This is a genomic window from Aromatoleum bremense (genome assembly GCF_017894365.1).
In the GTDB taxonomy this organism is placed as follows: Bacteria; Pseudomonadota; Gammaproteobacteria; order Burkholderiales; family Rhodocyclaceae; genus Aromatoleum; species Aromatoleum bremense.
Map to the genome: position 1 here is coordinate 609,142 of NZ_CP059467.1, position 21,121 is coordinate 630,262.

General features: G+C 63.4%; 14 protein-coding genes and 1 tRNA gene. 5 read left to right on the forward strand and 10 right to left on the reverse strand.

The window, feature by feature from the left end; genetic code table 11:
* Positions 1-13 precede the first annotated feature (13 nt).
* Both pbN1_RS02825 and pbN1_RS02830 read left to right on the forward strand, forming a co-directional pair.
* Positions 14-2,767, forward strand: coding sequence for a molybdopterin-dependent oxidoreductase (locus pbN1_RS02825; RefSeq protein ID WP_210147641.1), 2,754 nt, complete (start codon positions 14-16; stop codon positions 2,765-2,767).
* Between the two features lie 157 nt (positions 2,768-2,924).
* Positions 2,925-3,572, forward strand: a complete 648-nt coding sequence (locus tag pbN1_RS02830) for a 4Fe-4S dicluster domain-containing protein (protein WP_169203674.1) — start codon at positions 2,925-2,927, stop codon at positions 3,570-3,572.
* Positions 3,573-3,685: 113 nt separating this feature from the next.
* On the opposite strand, the gene pbN1_RS02835 is transcribed toward pbN1_RS02830, so the two are convergent.
* From pbN1_RS02835 to tig, 10 genes are all read right to left on the reverse strand, one after another.
* Positions 3,686-5,734, reverse strand: a complete 2,049-nt coding sequence (locus tag pbN1_RS02835; RefSeq protein ID WP_169203675.1) for a helicase-related protein — start codon at positions 5,732-5,734, stop codon at positions 3,686-3,688.
* A 109-nt stretch (positions 5,735-5,843) separates the two neighbouring features.
* The gene (locus pbN1_RS02840; RefSeq protein ID WP_169203676.1) at positions 5,844-6,392 is read right to left on the reverse strand and encodes a DUF3617 domain-containing protein; all 549 of its coding nucleotides are present in this window, start codon (positions 6,390-6,392) and stop codon (positions 5,844-5,846) included.
* Positions 6,393-6,671: 279 nt separating this feature from the next.
* The gene (locus tag pbN1_RS02845; protein WP_169203677.1) at positions 6,672-7,298 is read right to left on the reverse strand and encodes a superoxide dismutase family protein; all 627 of its coding nucleotides are present in this window, start codon (positions 7,296-7,298) and stop codon (positions 6,672-6,674) included.
* A gap of 221 nt (positions 7,299-7,519) precedes the next feature.
* The gene (locus pbN1_RS02850) at positions 7,520-8,848 is read right to left on the reverse strand and encodes a ferredoxin reductase family protein (RefSeq protein ID WP_169203678.1); all 1,329 of its coding nucleotides are present in this window, start codon (positions 8,846-8,848) and stop codon (positions 7,520-7,522) included.
* A gap of 167 nt (positions 8,849-9,015) precedes the next feature.
* On the reverse strand, positions 9,016-9,477 hold the full coding sequence (locus pbN1_RS02855; RefSeq protein WP_169203679.1) for a hypothetical protein: 462 nt from the start codon (positions 9,475-9,477) through the stop codon (positions 9,016-9,018).
* A 302-nt stretch (positions 9,478-9,779) separates the two neighbouring features.
* Positions 9,780-9,855 (reverse strand) — tRNA-Val (locus pbN1_RS02860).
* Between the two features lie 295 nt (positions 9,856-10,150).
* Positions 10,151-12,580: an endopeptidase La gene (gene lon / locus pbN1_RS02865; protein WP_169203680.1), complete on the reverse strand. Its 2,430-nt coding sequence runs from the start codon at positions 12,578-12,580 to the stop codon at positions 10,151-10,153.
* Positions 12,581-12,667: 87 nt separating this feature from the next.
* A complete protein-coding gene (gene clpX / locus pbN1_RS02870; protein ID WP_011238635.1) occupies positions 12,668-13,936 on the reverse strand; it encodes an ATP-dependent Clp protease ATP-binding subunit ClpX in 1,269 nt (422 codons plus the stop codon).
* Positions 13,937-13,953: 17 nt separating this feature from the next.
* Entirely contained in the window at positions 13,954-14,592 is a 639-nt protein-coding gene (clpP, locus tag pbN1_RS02875; protein WP_169203681.1) for an ATP-dependent Clp endopeptidase proteolytic subunit ClpP, read from the reverse strand.
* A 19-nt stretch (positions 14,593-14,611) separates the two neighbouring features.
* Positions 14,612-15,916: a trigger factor gene (gene tig, locus pbN1_RS02880; RefSeq protein ID WP_169203682.1), complete on the reverse strand. Its 1,305-nt coding sequence runs from the start codon at positions 15,914-15,916 to the stop codon at positions 14,612-14,614.
* A gap of 347 nt (positions 15,917-16,263) precedes the next feature.
* Between tig and pbN1_RS02885 the strand changes: the two genes are divergently transcribed.
* The 3 genes from pbN1_RS02885 to pbN1_RS02895 are packed head-to-tail and all read left to right on the forward strand — an operon-like array spanning position 16,264 to position 21,048.
* Entirely contained in the window at positions 16,264-18,186 is a 1,923-nt protein-coding gene (locus pbN1_RS02885; RefSeq protein WP_169203683.1) for a PrkA family serine protein kinase, read from the forward strand.
* Between the two features lie 58 nt (positions 18,187-18,244).
* Positions 18,245-19,513: a YeaH/YhbH family protein gene (locus pbN1_RS02890; RefSeq protein WP_169203684.1), complete on the forward strand. Its 1,269-nt coding sequence runs from the start codon at positions 18,245-18,247 to the stop codon at positions 19,511-19,513.
* Complete coding sequence (locus pbN1_RS02895) at positions 19,510-21,048, forward strand: SpoVR family protein (RefSeq protein ID WP_169203685.1); 1,539 nt, start codon at positions 19,510-19,512, stop codon at positions 21,046-21,048. The genes pbN1_RS02890 and pbN1_RS02895 overlap by 4 nt, the downstream gene beginning before the upstream one ends.
* The last annotated feature ends 73 nt before the right edge of the window (positions 21,049-21,121 follow it).

Here is a 21,121-nt window from a genome sequence, read left to right on the forward strand (position 1 = left end):
GGTGAGGAACACCATGACGCTTGCCCCCAAGCCGCAGTCGGTCGCCAAAGTCCCGAGCTACTGCTACAACTGCGTCGCCGGCCCGGACTTCATGACGGTGAAAGTCGTCGACGGCGTCGCGACCGAAATCGAGCCGAATTTCGCCGCCGAGGACGTGCATCCGGCGCGCGGGCGCGTGTGCGTGAAGGCTTACGGGCTGGTGCAAAAGACCTACAACCCGCACCGCGTGCTGCAGCCGATGAAGCGCACGAACCCGAAGAAGGGGCGCGACGAGGATCCCGGCTTCGTGCCGGTGTCGTGGGACGAGGCGCTCGATCTGGTCGCCGCCAAACTCACCGCGACGCGCGCGAAGGGGCTGACCGACGAGGCCGGGCTGCCGCGGCTCGCAGCGAGCTTCGGCCACGGCGGCACGCCCGGCATGTACATGGGCACCCTTCCCGCGTTCCTCGCCGCGTGGGGCCCGATCGACTACAGCTTCGGTTCAGGACAAGGGGTGAAATGCACCCACTCCGAGCACCTGTACGGCGAGTTCTGGCATCGCGCATTCACGGTCGCGGCCGACACGCCGCTCGCGGACTACGTGATCTCGATCGGCTCGAACGTCGAGGCCTCCGGCGGCCCGTGCGCGGTGACGCGTCACGCGGGGGCGCGCGTGCGCGGCTACAAGCGCGTGCAGGTCGAGCCGCACCTGTCGGTGACCGGCGCGTGCTCGGCCGAATGGGTGCCGATCCGGCCGAAGACCGACCCGGCGTTCATGTTCGCGCTGATCCACGTGCTGGTGTGCGAACAGGGGCTGGACAAGCTCGACGTGCCGTTCCTGCGCGATCGCACCTCGTCGCCGTATCTCGTCGGCCCCGATGGCCTGTACCTGCGCGACGCGGCGAGCGCCAAGCCGCTGCTGTGGGACGAGGCGAGCGGGCGCGCCGTGCCCTTCGATACGCCGGGCGTGGTGCCGGCGGTGGCCGGGTGCTTTGCCGTGGCCGGTGCCGTGAGCGTCGACGCCGACGACGTGCGTCGCGAGATGGGCGCGGTCGACGGCAAGACCGCGTACACGATGCTCGTCGAGCACATGAAGAAATACACCCCGGAATGGGCGGCGGGCGTGTGCGACGTGCCGGCCGCAACGATCCGGCGCATCGCCAACGAATACCTCGAAGCCGCGTCGATCGGCGCGACGATCGACATCGACGGCCGGACCTTGCCGCTGCGCCCGGTCGCGGTGACGCTCGGCAAGTCGGTCAACAACGGCTGGGGTGCGTTCGAATGCTGCTGGGCGCGGACGCTCCTTGCGACCCTCGTCGGCGCGCTCGAGAACCCCGGCGGCACGCTCGGCACGACGGTGCGGCTGAACCGGCCCAATGACGATCGGCTCGCGAGCGTCAAGCCGGGGGACGACGGTTTCATGACGCAAAACCTGAATCCCACCGACAAGGCAAACTGGATCGGCCGGCCCACGGGTCGTAATGCCCATCGGACCCTGGTTCCCATCGTTGGCCATTCGGCCTGGAGCCAGGCGCTGGGCCCGACGCAACTGGCGTGGATGCACCTGCGCGAGGTGCCCAGCGACTGGTCGATGCCCGTGCCGACGCTGCCCGACGTGTGGTTCGTCTATCGCTCGAACCCGGCGATCTCGTTCTGGGACACGCCGACCCTGGTCGACACGATCGCGACGTTCCCGTTCACGGTGTGCTTCGCCTACACGGTCGATGAAACCAACTGGATGGCCGACGTGCTGCTGCCCGAGGCGACCGATCTCGAGTCGTTGCAGATGATCAAGGTCGGCGGCACGAAGTTCGTCGAGCAGTTCTGGGAGCACCGCGGCGTCGTGCTGCGCCAGCCCGCGGTCGCGCCGCAGGGCGAGGCGCGCGACTTCACGTGGATCAGCACGGAACTGGCGAAGCGCACCGGGCTGCTCGAAGGCTACAACACGGCGCTCAACCGCGGCGCCGGGGGCGGGGCGCCGTTGAAAGGCGAGCAGTACGACCATACCCTCGACCCGAGCCGGGAACATGGCGTCGAGGCGATCTGGGACGCGATCTGCAAGGCGTCTTCCGCGAGCCTGTCGCACGGGGTCGAGACGCACGACCTCGAATGGTTCAAGGAGCACGGCTTCTACACCGTGCCGATGTCGAAGTTCGACTGGTACCTCACGCCGACGATGGAGAAACAGGGCCTCCGCTACGAGATGCCGTACCAGGAGCGGTTGCTGCGGATCGGCCGGGAACTGGGCAACCGGCTGCACGAACAGAAGATGCACTGGTGGGACGCGCAGCTCTCCGAATACACGGCGCTGCCCGAGTGGCACGACGTGCCCGGGCGCTGGACCGAGCAGCTCAAAAATGCCGGCGCCAACCCGGACGACTTCCCGCTGTGGCTGCTCGCGACCAAGAGCATGCAGTACCACACCGGCGGCAACGTCTCGATCGCGCTGATGCGCGAAGTCGCGCAGAACGTGCGCGGCCACACCGGCGTGATCATCAACGCGGGCACTGCCAAGCGCCTCGGCATCAATGAGGGCGACCGCGTCGAGATCCGCTCGCACATCGGCGCGACCTACGGTGACGCGGTGCTCGCGCAGGGCGTGCGCCCGGACACCTTGGTGATCCTCGGCCAGTTCGACCACTGGGCGACGCCTTTCGCCAAGGACTTCGGCATGCCGAGCCTCAACACGATCGCGCCGATGTCGCTCGAGCTGACGGACGCGACCGGCTCGGGCTCGGACATCGTGCGCGTTGCGCTGCGCAAGGTTGAACGCAAGGAGAAATGATGAACCCCCACGCTTGCACTTTCAGCGCTGCGCTAGGCAGTGCCGGCTTTGCACAGCCGGCCCGTTCCGCCGGCGCGGAGCTGCGCTCCACGAAGCCCCGGCTCCACCCCCCCAAGGGGGCGGCGACCTCCCTTCGGGCGGCCGTGCGGGAGATCGTATGACCCGCTACGTGATGGCCATCGACCTGCGCCGCTGCGTCGGCTGCCAGACCTGTACCGCGGCGTGCAAGAACGCCAACGCGACGCCCCCGGGCGTGCAGTGGCGGCGCGTGCTCGATATCGAATCGGGCGAATTTCCCGACGTGCGCCGCAGCTTCGTGCCGATCTCGTGCATGCACTGCGACGAGCCGCCGTGCGAGGAAGTGTGCCCGACCACGGCGACGAAAAAGCGCGCCGACGGGCTGGTGACTATCGACTACGACACCTGCATCGGCTGCGCGAACTGCGTGATGGCCTGTCCGTACGAGGCGCGCTCGATCGTGCACGAGGCGAAGTTCGCCTACGGCGACACGCCGATCAAGTCGGAAGCGGTGCGCTTCGATGCGGCGCGGATCTCGGTGTCGATGAAATGCACGTTCTGCGTCGATCGCATCGACGAGGCGGCGAGAACCGGCCAGGTGCCCGGGCGCGACCCGGACGTCACGCCGGCATGCGTCAATTCCTGCATCTCGGGGGCGATGAGCTTCGGTGACCTCGACGACCCGACGAGCAACGTGAGCCGGCTGCTCGCCGAGACGCAATCGTTTCGCATGCACGAGGAACTCGGCACGGGCCCCGGCGTGTATTACATCTGGGACAAGGGGTGAAGGCGGGGGTGAAAGCGGGGATGAACGCCCTGGCGAGATAACGGAGACCGGCCGATCGGTCGGCGACGATCCCGCCACAGGCGCTGCCGATCGCCTGCCTGTGCAAACGCCGCTTATCCCCCCGCGCGCGTCCGCCCTTCTCGCCGATCGCCTCGCGATGCGGGGCCGCGGCGAACGCGCCGGGCGGGGGTCGGAGGGCGTTTCTCGTCACGCCGCCGGCCGTGCTGGCGGGCGAGCATCTCGTCCACCGTCTCCGACATGCTGCGGGCGAGCGCCACCGCCGCTTCGGCATCGGGGTAATAATCGGGCAGGCGGTAGCCGAGCCACGCATACGCCGAGTACTTCTTGCAGGCGTCCTCGGCCGCCTGCAACGCGTAGCGCGTGTCGCCGACCGGTTCGATCGACAGATGCGAGCTGCGCTCCTTCGCCAGCGCCCGCGCCCATCCCTGCCACGCCTGATTGAGCGTTTCGACCCGCGTCGACACCGGCACGAGCGACAGCGTGAAGCGGTGCTCGAGCGACAGCGGCAGGGAGTCGAGCCATTGCGCGCGCTCGGTCTGCTCGCTGAGATCGCCAGGAAGAAAGAAGTCGTCGGTGAGGTCGATGTTGCGCGAGAACAGTTCGAGCAGCCGCGCCAGCGTGCGCTCCCCGGTTGCCGCGGCGATGCTCTTCACGTGCCGTAGCGACGGGGTGACGTAGAAGCCGCGGTTCGACAACGGGTCGGCCGGCGTGCGCATCAGGCGGGAGATGATGCGGTGGGTGTGGTCGTCGAATCCGGCCACAAGCCCTGCCTCGTGCAGGCCGAAACGCCCCGCCCGGCCGGCGATCTGGTGCGTGAGCCACGGCGGCAGGATGTCCTCGGAGATGCCGTCGAACTTCTTCGCGGTGGAGAACACGACCCGCGCGACCGGAAGGTTGAGTCCCATGCCGATGGCGTCGGTCGCGACGACGATGTCGGCCTCGCCGTCACGAAAGCGCTGCGCCTGCGCGCGACGGACCTCGGGCGAGAGGTTGCCGTAGATCGTCGCGACACGAAACCCGGCCGCGGCGATGTTCGTCGCCCAGTTGAGCACGTCGCGGCGCGAGAACGCGATGACGGCATCGCCGCGGCGCAGCTGGCCGATGCTGCCCACGGCGCGTGGCGCCATCTCGAGCGGCGACTTGCGCGCGAGAGTGGTCACTTCGAGCTCGCAGCCAAGGCGCTCGGCGAGCGCCTCGACCGCCGGACGCGCCGACAACGCGCCGAGCAGATACACCGTCTTCGCCGCCGCCCCGCACACTGCGGCGGTCCAGGCGGAGCCGCGCTCGAGATCCTCGAGCATCTGGATCTCGTCGATCACCGCGACGTCGACCGCGCGCGACGTGTCGAGCATCTCGATCGTGCTCGCGACGTGCGTCGCGCCGGGCGTGATGCGGCGCTCCTCACCGGTCACCAGGCTCACCGCGACGCCGCGGTCGGCGAGGCGTTCGTAGTTCTCCAGCGCGAGCAGACGCAGCGGCGCGAGGTACACGCCGGTTGCCGCCTGCGCGAGCGCTTCCATCGCCTGGTGCGTCTTGCCGGAATTCGTCGGCCCGAGGATCGCGACGAAGCGGCGCCGCATCATGAATGCGGTCTCGAACGACTCGGGGTAGCGGGTGAGCTTGACCGTGCCGCGCGCGACCTCGGCAAGCGTCTCGGCGCGACGGCGCGACGACGCTTCGGCGAGCCGGTCCTCGACGATGCGGAAGCGCCGGCTCGCCAGTTCCTTGCCGGTTTCGAGCGCGCGAAGGAAGCGCGCTCCGTCCAACCCCTCGACCTCGGCCTCGCGCAGCACGCCCGCGACAAAGCGGCGCACCTCGCCTTCGAACTCGGCGACCGCCGCCTCGTTAAGCCGCTCGCGCACCAGCGCCAGGTGGCGCTCGGCAGTGAGCTTGCGCCACTTCTGGACGCGGGCGAGGACGCAGCGCTCGGGCACGAGGCGGAACGGATAGCGGCGGCCGTCGGCCTCGACGTTGCCGGCGACCTCGATCACGACCGCGCCCTCGTTATGCACCAGCCGGGCGCTGAATCCCTGCAGGTACGCGTGCAACTCGCGGGCGACGTCGAGCAGCGCGTCGTCGCCTTCCGGGTCCTGACCGGCCGGAACGATCGCTTCGGGATCGATAAAGAAGTTCTCTTCCAATTTGTTCGACTCGGTCAATAACGATACAAACTTTATGACGGCAGGCGGCCCGCGCCGGCCCATCCGCCCCATTCCTTCGCCAGAAATACGCTGTGCCCGCCGCCCGAACCTACCGCGCCGCGGGCGGCAGGGCACGCTGTGGAACCTCGCATTGTGCGGAAAGCCAACGAGCCTCGGTTTCCATCTGCATGTCGCCCTGTGGCGATCTCATATTGACGCGCGTCGTGAAGTGTTCCGGACTGCTGACCCGCGCCGCGAAGTCGCCAGTCGCTTGCGGCCGCGTGCAGGTCAGGCGTCCCGTCACGCTATCGCCGGTCTTTGTCACGTTGCCCAGCGTGCAGTTGCCCTCAGTCTTGCCCGAGTAGACGTTGTCCTGCCTCGCCTGTTCCGGCGAAATGCAGCTGCGCACCGCCCCATCCTGACCCAGGCTCACGCCGCGTTCTGTCATCTGCTGCTCGACCATGCGCCGCATGTCCGGGGGAAGACTCTTCAGATGCTGTTGCATCTGCGCCATCTGCGACGACATATCGGGCAGCCCGCCGATGTTCATCCGCGTCGAGCGGAATTCCCACAGCCCGGGCCGAAGATCGGCCGCGTACCCTGCCGCGGTCATGCACAGCGCCGAAAGGCCGAGAATCAACGAACCTGTCCTGCTCATCAGCGCACCGCCTTGCCAGCCATCCGCAGGATGTCGTCTCGCGGTTCGCAGGCAGGCGAGTGGAGGCTGCCTCTCCGCGCAAGGATGTCGGTGATCTGCATGGGCTTGCTCCATGTGGATGGTTACGCAGCCGGCTCGGGCGGGAAAAACCGCGTCGTACCGTACTCTCTTTCCGAAGACGAAGAAACAGCCTGTCCTGCCGGAGCGCAGCCGCACGAATATTGATGATAGTGCCACCCCTCGATTTTCACCACGATGGGGCTGGCACTGGTGGGCCGTTCAATCGAACCACTCGTCCTCGTCGCCACCGACCGGTTCGATGACGCCGCAGGCAGCGCGCGCGCCGCCTGCGCAACCGGGGACCGCGTCGTCAGGACAATATGTATCGGGATCGACATGCACAATGATGGCGCTGCCGTCGCTGTCGAACACGCCGAGCGGGCCGGGAGAAAGGGTGACTCGGCTGGTGGTGGTCCTGAGCATGCCGCGACCATTCTTGACATGGAGGTTGATCAGGTCGCCGGCGTGGAACGGGTGATTACCGTCGGGCGACACGTGGCCGTACGGTCCCGGATCGAAATGACCACCCGCTGCGGCGCAGGTGGGAACACACGCTCCGGTCTGATGAATATGAACGGCATGCAGGCCATCGGGCAACCCTTTCACGGAGATCTGAACGTCGACGAGCTTCACCCCTTCGGGCGAGGGACGCTCGACAAAACGCGCCGCGCCGACAATGCCGGGATCGGTGCAGCCATCGATCGTGGCCGACGCCCTCAACCGCGTCATGCGATCTCCATCACGCTCCATCGAGTCGGCGGCCTGCGCTGCCGGAAACAGACTCCCCAGTGCAACCGCAATCACGGCCGTACGGCATCCTCGGATCATCACAGTCTCCTTGTTCATTGAAGGACTACCACGAAGGGACGGACCGCAGGCGCGATGAAACCAAAGCGCCAGCGAGCGCGCCGTCCAACGTAGACGTTGCGCTCCGGTCCCCGCCTCCGAGGCCCCAGCGACACGTCCCGCCGATGCTCGCCCACATGACGCCAATGCGCTGACGGTAACGGCATCCCTACTGTATAGGTGCCCGACGCGTGATCCGGTAGTTGCGATCAGGGGTTCCCTCACCGCATCTCGAACAGTTCCTGGTGAAATTTCTCCTCGGCGAACCCCTTCGCGCTGAACGCCTGACGCAGTGCCTGCCCGAATCCAGCCGGTCCGCAGAACCACAACCCGGCCGCTTGCCAGTCCGGCACGTGGCGGCAGATTCCGTCCGCATCGAGGCGGCCGTCTCGGTCGGCAATCAGGACATGCAGCCGGACCCTTGCGCGCTCGGCCAGTTGCCGGATGCTCGCGATGAAGTTCTCGTCCGGCGCGCTGGTGCTGTAGAAAAGATCGACCGGCCGATGGGACGGTTCACTCGCCAGCCCCTGCAGACGGGCGATGAAGGGCGTGATGCCGATGCCGCCCGCAACCCAGATCTGGTGCGCCTGGTCGCCGCTGAAGTCGAAGCGGCCGTACGGGCCCTCCACTTCGACCGGGTTCCCCACGCTGAGTATCTCCGGCAGGGTCTTCGTGTAGTCGCCCAGCGCCTTGATCATGAACACAAGCCGCCCGTCCCCCTTCCACGCCGACGAAATCGTAAAGGGATGCGGCCCCTCGCGCCGGTCGAAGGTGACGAAGGCGAACTGGCCGGCCTCATGGCCACGCCATGGGCTCTTCAGCCTGAGCCCGACTTCGAGCACCTGATTGCCCGGGTGGCGCACGAGCGTCTCGATCTCGGCCGCGGCGCGATGACTGCGGCCGATTCGGCCGCGCAGGGATTTGACCGCGGCATAGCTGCCGCCCGCCATCAAGACCCCCATCACGACGCCGACAGCGGTGCTCCAGTACGGGAACGGCAGCAGGATCACGCTGTGCGCCACGAGCGCCAGATACACAACCGCCAGCACGCGGTGTATCTGGAAGAAGCGACGGTAGGGAAAGCGCTTCGTCAGCGCAATCGCAGCCGCGACGACGAACACGTAGAACGCCCACTCACCGATGGTCTCGGCCAGGCCGCGCTGCTCCTGGAAGAAGCGGAAGATCTCCACGCTCTGCTCCGCACGCGGACCGCGCTGCGGACGCTCGAGCCACCCCCAGCCCACTGCCCATTTCGGCCCCTTGCCCCAGAGCCAGTGTGTAACGGCCAGCACCAGCCCGGAAATGCCGAGCCACTTGTGCAGCCGATAGCCCTTGTCCAGCCCGCCGAGGAGCGGTTCCAGGATCACCGGTCGCAAAGCCAGCACCATGGCGAAGCTCATCACGCCCATGGCGAGCACGCCGGTGTAGTTGACTACCAACTTGCGAATGGCGAAGAAACGGTCGCCCTGCAGCAACAGCGGATCGGCCTGCCACCACAGCAGGCTGAGCGAGAGGAGGATGAAGATGAGTCCGAGCTTGATTCGTTTCATGATGAAAACTCAGGTGTATGCAATGACCGGCGCCGACGCTGCGGGCGGGGCAGGATCATGCCCTGCGCCTGCGCCCCGTCGTGTACCGGCATGTAGGACATCGGGGTCGTCCGGATGAAGGAGTGGCGCCAGAGGATGTCCAGGGTGTCCGGATGGCGCTTCGCCATTCAGCGGATGTCCGGCACACCTTGCCATCCTGGATGTTCGAACAGCAGCCCGTAGAGTCTCAGGTCCTGGACCACCTTCATCAGCCCGACGCGCCGCGCGTCATCGTGGCTTGCCGTGCGCATGAGATCGAGCCCGTCACGCATGTCGCCGAGCAGGAAGCTTGCCTGCCTGCCCGCCATGCGGGAAATCGCCTTGTCCGCCAGAATCGAGTCGATTTCCCTGCCCACCTCCAGCGCAAGCGCTGCGCCTTCAGCTCGCGTCAGGCGCAGGTCGGGATGAGCATTCATGGAGTTGGCGAGCGTCGCGCGGATCACCTCCATACGCTGCTGCAGCGGTCCGGGCGCGGCGGCACGGTCCGCGAGACGTTCGGAGCGCGCCGATTCGACGCCGGCAAACGCCACAGGAGGCACGACAAGCAGCGCCGAAACAAGCAGGGTGGAAGTTGCGAGGCGACGGTTCATGACAAGACCTGGTAGTTGGAAATGTGTGACCGAGTCTAGATTTTGTTGCCTGAACTGAAGATGAATGGGCACTTCTCCATGCGAGCGCCAGTGTGCAAAAGCCCGAACGGGCTTGAAGACGTGGGTGAGGTAAGAGGTTAATTGTGCAGATCGACCTTGAACCCTGTGAGGAGGGCGAACGCTGTGCAAGTGGCTTGCACAGCTGAGGAGACAGGACTTCGCAGCCTGACACAACAAAAAACCCGCAAAGCCTTGAGCCGTGCGGGTTATGGTACTGCGTGACACTGATTGTTGTTCGTATCTGGTAGGTGCTGACGGGCTCGAACCGCCGACATCCGCCTTGTAAGGGCGGCGCTCTACCAACTGAGCTAAGCACCCGTACCCGGAGACTCGAGCAAGCCCAATAGCTTAAAGCATTCTTCGCTGCTTTGCCAGCGGGAAACTTGTGAATGAACTCTGGGTGGTCCTGATCTTGATGTCATTGGCCGTGCGCCGATTACTCCCGTCCGGCGCACTGCTACGGACCTCTTGCAGGGAACCGCGAAATCCCTGCTCTCGCAGCAATTTCGCGGTTGGCCCGTTCCGATGCAGCCGATCGGACGCGGCATGGTCCTGCCGCGGCGCAGCGTGAAATCAAGCTGCACCGCGTCTTCCGGGGTGTGAAACGAAGCGCTCAGTGCGCTCTGGCGCTGCTCTTGCCAGCCACGCCTTCGGCCGGCTCCGCTACCGCCGCCGTCGTCTCCTGCGCGAGTTCGGCTTCGGTCAGCGGCTGTGGCTGTCGCTCGAGTGCGTGTTCGAGCACCTGGTCGATCCACCGTACCGGGATCAGCTCTAGCGTATTCTTGATGTTCTCCGGGATCTCGGCCAGATCCTTGACGTTTTCCTCAGGGATCAGCGCAATCCGGATACCACCGCGAACCGCCGCAAGCAGCTTTTCCTTCAAGCCCCCGATCGGCAGGACTTCACCCCGCAGCGTGATCTCGCCGGTCATCGCGACGTCGCAGCGCACCGGAATGCCGGTCAACACCGACACCAGCGCCGTGCAAATCGCCGTGCCCGCTGAAGGTCCGTCTTTCGGAATTGCGCCTTCCGGCAAATGGATGTGAATGTCGCTCTTCTGGTAGAAGTCCTCATGAACGCCGAGCGAGCGAGCACGTTTGCGCACTACCGACAACGCCGCCTGTATCGACTCCTGCATCACTTCGCCGAGCTTGCCGGTGGTCATGATCTTGCCTTTGCCGGGCAACGCCACCGCCTCGACAGTCAGCAATTCGCCACCCACTTCCGTCCATGCCAGTCCCGTCACCTGCCCGACCTGGTTTTCCTTTTCCGCCATGCCGAAGGAGTAGCGACGAACGCCGAGATACTTGTCGAGATTGCGGGCATTGACGATGATCTTGCTCGCGCGCTTGCGCAACACCAGCGATTTCACGACTTTGCGGCATATTTTGGAGATTTCGCGTTCCAGGCTGCGCACGCCTGCCTCGCGCGTGTAATACCTGCATACGTCGCGCAACGCCTCTTCCGTCACGGACAGCTCGTCGCGCTTGAGGCCGTTGTTCTTCATCTGCTTCGGCAGCAGGTAACGCTGCGCGATGTTGACCTTTTCATCCTCGGTATAGCCGGACAGCCGGATCACCTCCATCCGGTCGAGCAGCGCGGCGGGAATGTTCAACGTATTCGCGGTCGCAACAAACATCACGTCGGACAGGTCGAAATCCACCTCGATGTAATGATCCTGGAACGTGTGGTTCTGCTCGGGATCGAGCACTTCGAGCAGTGCGGAACTCGGGTCCCCGCGGAAGTCCTGACCCAGCTTGTCCACCTCGTCGAGCAGGAACAGCGGGTTCTTGACGCCGACCTTGTTCATGTTCTGCAGGATCTTGCCCGGCATCGAACCAATGTAAGTGCGACGATGACCGCGGATCTCGGCCTCGTCACGGACACCACCCAGCGCCATGCGCACGAACTTGCGGTTTGTCGCCTTCGCGATCGACTGCCCGAGCGACGTCTTGCCGACGCCCGGCGCCCCGACGAGGCACAGGATCGGCGCCTTCACCTTGTCGACGCGCTGCTGGACTGCGAGGTACTCGAGGATGCGTTCCTTGACCCGCTCCAGACCGTAGTGATCCTTGTCGAGTATCTTTTCGGCTTCCGCCAGGTCGCGACTGACGCGCGACTTCTTCTTCCACGGCAACCCGATCAGCGTCTCGATGTAATTGCGCACCACCGTCGCTTCGGCGGACATCGGGGACATCAGGCGCAGCTTCTTGAACTCCGCCTGCGCCTTGGCGAGCGCGTCCTTCGGCATGCCGGCGGACTTGATCTTCCGGTCCATCTCCTCGAGATCGGCGCCTTCCTCGCCTTCGCCGAGTTCCTTCTGGATCGCCTTGACCTGCTCGTTGAGGTAGTACTCGCGCTGGCTCTTTTCCATCTGGCGCTTGACGCGGCCGCGGATGCGCTTTTCGACCTGCAGGATATCGAGTTCGGTTTCGAGTTGCGTCAGCAACCGCTCGAGCCGTTCGCCAGCGCCGAACATTTCCAGCACTTCCTGCTTCTGCTCGAGCTTGAGCGGCAGATGCGCCGCGATCGTGTCCGCAAGCCGGCCCGGATCCTCGATGCCGGCGAGCGACGCGAGGATCTCGGGCGGGATTTTCTTGTTGAGTTTCACGTACTGGTCGAACTGCGCGACGATCGCCCTGCGCATCGCCTCCAGTTCGTTGGTGTCGGTTTCGGGAACCGGCACCGGCGTGACTTTCGCGACGAAGACACTGCGCTGGTCTTCGACCGAGTCGACGCGGCCGCGCTGCACGCCTTCCACAAGCACCTTGATCGTGCCGTCCGGAAGCTTGAGCATCTGCAGGATGTTCGCAATGCAGCCGATTTCGTACAGATCTTCGGCCGACGGTTCGTCCTTGGCGGCCGACTTCTGCGCCACCAGCAGGATACCCTTGCCCGCCTCCATCGCGTTTTCGAGAGCCTTGATCGACTTCGGACGCCCGACAAAGAGCGGGATCACCATATGGGGAAACACCACCACGTCGCGCAACGGCAGAAGCGGCAGTTCCATTTGTTCGTTGGGGAGGTCGAGCGGGCCTGACATGATTGTTGTTACCTCGATGGGACGTGTCGAGCCCACATGGGGGCCCGACCGGGAAAAATCAAGCGGCGCGCGACCGATTCGTCCGGGCTAGTTAGAGCCCGAAACCTTCGGCTGCTCGGCATACATCAGAAGGGGCTGGGCGCCCTCTTCGATGGTGCCTTCATCCACCACCACCTTTTCCACCCCTTCCAGCGTGGGCAGGTCATACATGATATCGAGCAAAGCCGACTCGAGAATCGAACGCAAGCCACGTGCCCCGGTCTTGCGCCGGATCGCCTTGCGAGCCACCGCATGAAGCGCCGCGGGACGAATCTCGAGGTCGACGCCTTCCATCGAAAAAAGCTTCTGGTACTGCTTGACGAGCGCGTTTTTCGGCTCGACCAAGATCTGGATCAGCGCTTCTTCGTCAAGTTCCTGCAATGTGGCGACAACCGGCAACCGACCCACGAATTCCGGGATCAGACCGAACTTGATGAGATCCTCGGGTTCGACCTGACGGAACGACTCCGAGACGTTCTTTCCCTCGCGACTCTTGATCTCGGCACCGAAACCGATGCCGATCTTTTCGGTACGGTTGCGGATCACTTTTTCAAGGCCGTCGAACGCGCCGCCACAAATGAACAGGATGTTCGTCGTGTCGATCTGGATGAAATCCTGGTTGGGATGCTTGCGCCCGCCCTGGGGCGGAATCGACGCGACCGTACCTTCGATCAGCTTCAGCAGCGCCTGCTGCACGCCTTCGCCGGAGACGTCCCGCGTGATCGACGGGTTGTCCGACTTGCGTGAAATCTTGTCGATTTCGTCAATATAGACAATGCCGTGCTGCGCTTTGTCGACGTCATAGTCGCATTTCTGCAGCAACTTCTGGATGATGTTCTCGACGTCCTCGCCGACGTATCCGGCCTCGGTGAGCGTCGTCGCATCGGCCATGACGAAAGGCACGTTGAGCAGGCGCGCCAGGGTCTGCGCGAGCAGCGTCTTGCCGGAACCGGTCGGGCCGATCAGCAGGATGTTGCTCTTCGACAGCTCGACCTCTTCCTTGCGGCCGGAAAGGTGTCGCAGGCGCTTGTAATGGTTGTATACAGCGACCGACAGGTTGCGCTTGGCCTGGGTCTGTCCGATCACATACTGGTTAAGGATCTCGCAGATTTCCTGCGGGGTAGGCAAAGTCGTGCGAGTCCCTTCCGCGTCGACGGTTTCAGCAATCTCGTCGCGAATGATGTCGTTGCACAGTTCGATGCACTCGTCGCAGATAAAGACCGACGGCCCCGCAATGAGTTTGCGAACCTCATGCTGGCTCTTCCCGCAAAACGAGCAGTACAGCAGCTTTTCGCCACCCGCCTTTTTATCCGTCATGGTCTTCCTCTCTTATATCAACTGTCGGCGCGACTGGTCAGCACCTTGTCGACAATGCCGTACTCCACGGCATCGGTAGCCGACATGAACCGGTCCCGGTCGGTATCCTTCTCGATCTGCTCGATCGGCTGGCCGGTATGCTTGGCCAGCATCTCGTTCAGTTTCGCGCGGATGCTCAAGATCTCGCGGGCGTGGATTTCAATATCGGAAGCCTGCCCCTGGAACCCACCGAGCGGCTGATGGATCATGACGCGCGAATTGGGCAGGCAGAAGCGCTTGCCTTTCTCGCCGGCCGCGAGCAGGAACGAACCCATGCTCGCCGCCTGCCCGATGCACAAGGTGCTCACGCTCGGCTTGATGAATTGCATGGTGTCGTAGATCGCCATCCCCGCCGACACCGAACCACCCGGCGAATTGATGTAGAAATAGACATCCTTGTCCGGGTTCTCGGATTCGAGGAACAGCAGCTGCGCCACGATCAGGTTCGCGGTCACGTCGTTGACCGGACCGACCAGAAAGATCACCCGTTCCTTCAGCAGGCGCGAGTAGATGTCGTAAGCGCGTTCGCCCCGACCGCTTTGTTCGACCACCATCGGGACCAGTCCGAGGCCGACCGGATCCCAGTTGCTGCTTCCATGTGGCGCTGCACTGTTCATCGCTTTGCCCCTTGCGGCATCAGGCCGCGTTACCCATCAATTCGTCGAAAGTCACCGTTTTGTCCTCAGTTTGAGTCTGGGACAGCACCCACGCAACAACGTTGTCCTCGATTACGACCGCTTCGGCCTGGCCCAGACGTTCCGGTTGAGCGTAGTACCAGCGCACCAGTTCCGCCGGATCCTCGTAACTTTGCGCCATCTCGTCGATCATCGCGCGGACCTGCTCCGGTTTTGCGTACAGTTCCTTCGCGTTGACCAGCTCTGCCATGATGAGGCCGAGCTTCACGCGGCGAACCGCCTGGTCGGCAAACCATGCCGGCTCCACGGGGATGTCCTTGGTCTTCATGCCGCGCATTTCGAGGTCGCGCTTCGCGTTCTCGGCGAGTTGCCTCGACTCGGCCTCGACCAGCGCTTTCGGCACCTCGATCGGATTCGCCACCAGCAGCGCCTCCATCACCTGTTCCTTGACCTTCCCCTGGATACGACGTTTCACTTCGCGCTCCAGGTTCGCCCGGACTTCGTCACGCAGCTTCGTCACGTCACCGTCGGCAACTCCCAGCGCGCGGGCGAGATCCGCATCCACGGCGGGCAGGACCGGAGCCTCGACGCCTTTCACCGTGATCTCGAACTCCACATTCTGTCCGGCAAGATCAGCCGCGTGGTAGTCCTCGGGGAACGTCATTTCAAAAGTCTTCGTTTCGCCGACCTTGAGACCCAGCACGGCGCTCTCGAAATCCTTGAGCATCGAACCGGCTCCGATCACGAACGGGAAATCCTGCGCCTGTCCGCCCTCGAACAGTTCCCCGTCCTTGCGTCCCGCGAAGTCGATCACCACCCGGTCGCCGTCCTGAGCGGGACGATCCACGGCCTCGAAGGTCGTGCGCTGCTTGCGCAGCACTTCGATCGTCTTGTCGACTTCGGCGTCGCCCACCGTCAGGACCGGCCGCTCCACCTTCTGGTCCGACAAGTCACCCAGCGGCACCTTAGGATAGACTTCGAACACCGCGCTGAATTCAAGTGCTCCCTCTGCTGCCGCTTCGCGCGGCTCGATCCGCGGGTAGCCTGCGACGCGCAAATTCTGTTCCCGCACCTTGTCGCCGAACGCTTTTTCTACCGCTGCGCCGATCGCTTCGGAACGAGCCTGCGAGCCGTAGGTTTGCGCGACGATCTTCATCGGCACCTTGCCCGGCCGGAAACCCGGCATCTTCACGGTGCGGGCCATCCGCTTCAGCCGAGAATCGACTTCCTTGTCGATCTCCGCCATGGGCACGGACATGTCGATGCGGCGCTCGAGCGCGCCTTGCGTTTCCTGGTTGGTCTGCATTAAGTGATCCCTGACAAGTCAAAGTTTGCCCCGAAAATCGACTCCCGACCAGCAAGCGGCGCGATGCCGATCAAGGTGAGTTCAACGGGCATGTTAGGAGTAAAAATTTAATTCTAACACAGCCTCCAGACCTTCCTTCCAGCCGCCTTCCGGCCGCAAAATGGCTCGGGTAATCTTTCCTCCGCAGGGTGCACATTGCATGGAACTTGCTGCGTCCATGTGCCTCTCACGGGGGACGGCAGGGGCTGGAGACGCGTCGAGCCGAGAGTGCCGGACCGTTCGCCAAACGTCCAACGTCTCGACCGCTCTGTGTTTCAACTGATTCGATCATGAAGGGAGATATCCAGATGACCATCTTCAATGCCTATCAGGCGCGATTCGAGGCAGCCCGCGAAGAAGAGATGTCGATCCAGGAGTATCTCGATCTGTGCAAGTCGGACCGCTCGGCATATGCCACCTCCGCGGAACGGATACTGATGGCCATCGGGGAGCCCGAACTCGTGGACACGCGCGTCGACCCGCGGCGGTCACGCATCTTTTCCAACAAGATGCTCAAGCTGTATCCGGCCTTCCGTGACTTTTACGGCATGGAAGAGGTCATCGAGCACATCGTTTCCTACTTTCGTCACGCGGCGCAGGGACTGGAAGAGAAGAAACAGATCCTGTACCTGCTCGGTCCGGTCGGCGGCGGCAAGTCGTCGCTTGCCGAAAAACTGAAGTCGCTGATCGAAAAAGTGCCGTTCTATGCGATCAAGGGATCGCCGGTGCACGAGTCGCCGCTCGGTTTGTTCGACGTGAACGAGGACGGCCGTCTGCTGGAAGACGACTTCGGCATCCCGAGCCGCTACGTCAACACGATCATGAGCCCCTGGGCGGTCAAGCGGCTGCATGAGTTCGGCGGCGACATCACGCGCTTCCGCGTCGTCAAGCTGCGCCCGTCGGTCCTGAAACAGATCGCGGTCGCGAAGACCGAACCCGGCGACGAGAACAATCAGGACATTTCTTCACTGGTCGGCAAAATCGACATCCGCAAGCTCGAGGAATATTCGCAGGACGATCCCGACGCCTACAGCTATTCGGGCGGCCTGTGCCTCGCCAACCGCGGGCTGCTGGAGTTCGTCGAGATGTTCAAGGCACCGATCAAGGTGCTGCATCCGCTGCTGACGGCGACGCAGGAAGGCAACTACAAGGGCACCGAAGGCTTTGGCGCGATCCCGTTCGACGGCATCGTGATGGCGCACTCGAACGAGTCGGAGTGGGTAGCTTTCAAGAACAACCGCAACAACGAAGCGTTCCTCGACCGCATCTACACGGTGAAAGTGCCGTACTGCCTGCGGGTGTCGGACGAGATACACATCTACGAGAAACTGCTTACCGAGAGTTCGCTCGCGGCCGCGCCGTGCGCGCCGGACACGCTGCGGATGATGGCGCAGTTCGCGACGCTGTCGCGGCTCAAGGAGCCCGAGAACTCGAGCATCTATTCGAAGATGCGGGTGTACGATGGCGAGAACCTCAAGGACACCGATCCGAAGGCGAAGAGCTACCAGGAGTACCGCGACTACGCCGGCGTCGATGAGGGAATGACCGGATTGTCGACGCGGTTCGCGTTCAAGGCGTTGTCGAAGGTGTTCAACTTCGACCACCGCGAAGTCGCGGCCAACCCGGTGCACCTGATGTATGTACTGGAACAGCAGATCGAACAGGAGCAGTACCCACCCGAGGTCGAGGCCCGTTACATGGGCTTCATCAAGGAGTTCCTCGCCCCGCGCTACGCCGAGTTCATCGGCAAGGAGATCCAGACCGCTTACCTCGAAAGCTACTCGGAGTACGGCCAGAACATTTTCGACCGCTACGTGACCTACGCCGACTTCTGGATCCAGGACCAGGAATTCCGCGATCCCAATACCGGCGAGATCCTCGACCGTTCGGCGCTCAACGACGAGCTCGAAAAGATCGAGAAGCCAGCGGGCATCAGCAATCCGAAGGATTTCCGCAACGAGGTGGTGAACTTCGTGCTGCGCGCACGGGCCAAGAACGATGGCAAGAATCCGAGCTGGACAAGCTACGAGAAACTGCGCGCGGTCATCGAGAAGAAGATGTTCTCGAATACCGAGGAACTGCTGCCGGTCATCAGCTTCAACGCGAAGGCAAGCGGCGACGAGCAGAAGAAGCACCAGGACTTCGTCAACCGGATGATCGAAAAGGGCTACACGGAGAAGCAAGTGCGCTTGCTGTGCGAGTGGTATCTGCGGGTCCGCAAATCGTCATGAACAGCACCCCGCCCGGACGCCGGTTCCGGGCGGCGGCTCGCCCAATCGGGAGGAAACCATGACCCGCATCATCGATCGACGGTTCGACAGCAAGAAGAAAAGCGCGGTCAATCGCCAGCGTTTCATGCGCCGCTTCAAGCAGCAAATCCGCCGCGCGGTCAGCGATGCGATCCAGGATCGCTCGATCCGCGATCTGGATAACGGCGAACAGATATCGATCCCATCGAAGGATCTGAGCGAACCGCAATTCCAGCACGGCCGCGGCGGGGTGTGGGAGCAGGTCTTTTCGGGCAACGACCAGTTCTCGACCGGCGACCTGATCAACCGCCCGCCGGCGGGCGGCGGCGGAGGTCGCGGCCAGGGCAAGGCCAGCAACGAGGGCGAAGGCGAGGATGACTTCGTCTTCCACCTGTCGCGCGAGGAGTTCCTCGACATTTTCTTCGATGACCTCGCATTGCCGAACCTGATCCGCACGCAGCTGGCCAAGATCACCGACTACAAGACCCAGCGGGCCGGTTTCACCGCCGACGGCTCGCCGGCGAATATCAACATCATCCGCTCGATGCGCGGAGCACTGGGGCGCCGGCTGGCGCTCGGTTCCCCGTTTACGACGCGACTGCGGGAGCTGCAAAAAGAACTCGACGCAGTCATCGAGGCCTGCGGCGAGGACAGCCCGGAAGCGATCGCGCTGCGGGAGGAAATCGCCCGGGTGCGGGCGAAGATCGAGGCGATCCCGTTCATCGACAGCTTCGACCTGCGCTACAACAACCGCATCAAGGTGCCGAAGCCGACCACGCAGGCGGTGATGTTCTGCGTGATGGATGTCTCCGGCTCGATGGACGAAGAGAAGAAGGCCACCGCAAAGCGCTTCTTCATGCTGCTGTATCTGTTCCTGAATCGCACCTACGAGCACATCGAGGTGGTGTTCATCCGTCACCACACGATCGCCAAGGAAGTGGACGAGGATGAGTTCTTTCACTCGCGCGAGTCGGGCGGCACGGTCGTGTCGAGCGCGCTCAAGCTGATGCACGAAGTCATCGCTTCGCGTTACGCGCACGGCAACTGGAACATCTACGGTGCCCAGGCTTCCGACGGGGACAACTGGGACAACGATTCGCCGATCTGCCGCGACCTGCTCGACACCCAGATCCTGCCCTACTGCCAGTACTTCGCGTACATCGAGATCACCCCCGGCGAACCGCAGAACCTCTGGCGCGAATACGAGAAACTGATGGGGGCACACAAGAACTTCGCCATGCAGAGAATCGAAGCGCCGGCCGACATCTATCCGGTATTCCGTGAACTGTTCAAGAAGACGCTCGTATGAAACGTGCCGCCGTGAAAAAGCTCAAACAGCTACCCGCGACCTCCGAATGGACATTCGAGGCGATCGACACTTACCACACTGAAATCGCACGGGTTGCCGGCGAATTCGGCCTTGATGTGTACCCGCCGCAGATCGAGCTGATCACCGCCGAGCAGATGATGGACGCCTATGCCTCCGTGGGCATGCCGGTGAACTATCACCACTGGTCTTTCGGCAAGCACTTCCTGACGACGGAAAAGGGCTATCGGCGCGGCCAGATGGGTCTCGCGTACGAGATCGTCATCAACTCCAACCCCTGCATCGCGTATCTGATGGAGGAGAACACGCTGACGATGCAGGCGCTGGTGATCGCCCACGCAGCTTATGGCCACAACAGCTTCTTCAAGGGCAATTACCTCTTTCGCACCTGGACCAACGCCGACGCAATCGTCGACTACCTGATCTTCGCGCGGCATTACATCGCCGAATGCGAGGAGCGCCACGGCGAGGAAGAAGTCGAACTGCTGCTCGATTCGTGCCATGCGCTGATGAACCTGGGGGTGGACCGCTACAAGCGCCCGCCGAAGCTCTCGTTGGCGAAGGAGAAACTGCGTCAGAGCGAACGCACCGAATATCTGCAGAGCCAGGTGAACGAATTGTGGCGGACGTTGCCGGTTCATGAGGCCAAGCCCGGCCGCGCGTCGCGGCCACGCTTCCCGCCCGAACCTGAGGAGAACCTGCTGTATTTCGTCGAAAAGCACGCGCCGCTCCTCGAACCATGGCAGCGCGAAATCGTGCGCATCGTGCGCAAGATCGCGCAGTACTTCTTTCCTCAACGCCAGACGCAGGTCATGAACGAAGGCTGGGCGTGCTTCTGGCACTACACGCTCCTCAACCGGCTGTACGACGAGGGGTTGCTGGCCGACAGCTTCATGCTCGAATTCCTCCAGTCGCATACCAACGTGGTGTATCAGCCCGCCTATAACGAGCGCTGGTACAACGGCATCAATCCCTACGCGCTGGGTTTCATGATGTGGCAGGACATCCGCCGCATCTGTGAATCGCCGACAGAGGAGGATCGGGCCTGGTTTCCGGACATCGCCGACAGCGACTGGCGCGAGACCCTCGATTTCGCGATGAAGAACTTCAAGGACGAGAGCTTCGTCGCCCAGTACCTGTCACCGAAGGTGATCCGTGATCTCCGGCTGTTTGCGATTCTCGACGACGAGCACGAATCCAAGCTCAAGGTGTCGGCGATACACGACGAGCGCGGTTACCGTCGCGTGCGCGAGATCCTGTCCGACCAGTACAACCTCGGCAGCCGCGAGCCGAACATCCAGGTCTGGAACGTGGATCTCAGGGGCGACCGCTCGTTGACGTTGCGCCACCAGGAATACCGGCGGCGACCTCTTGGTGGCACTCTTGACGAAGTCATGAAACACATGGCGCGGCTGTGGGGGTTTACCGTACGCCTCGAGACGCAGCACGAGGACGGCAGCGTCGAACTCGTGCAGGAGACGAGGATCGAGAAGCGCCGCGGTCATCCGGACAACTGACGGGCACGACGGACAGGGTCCGTTGCGAGGAGCACAGCACGCGGCAGGCACGGCCTGCCGAACCTTTGCGACA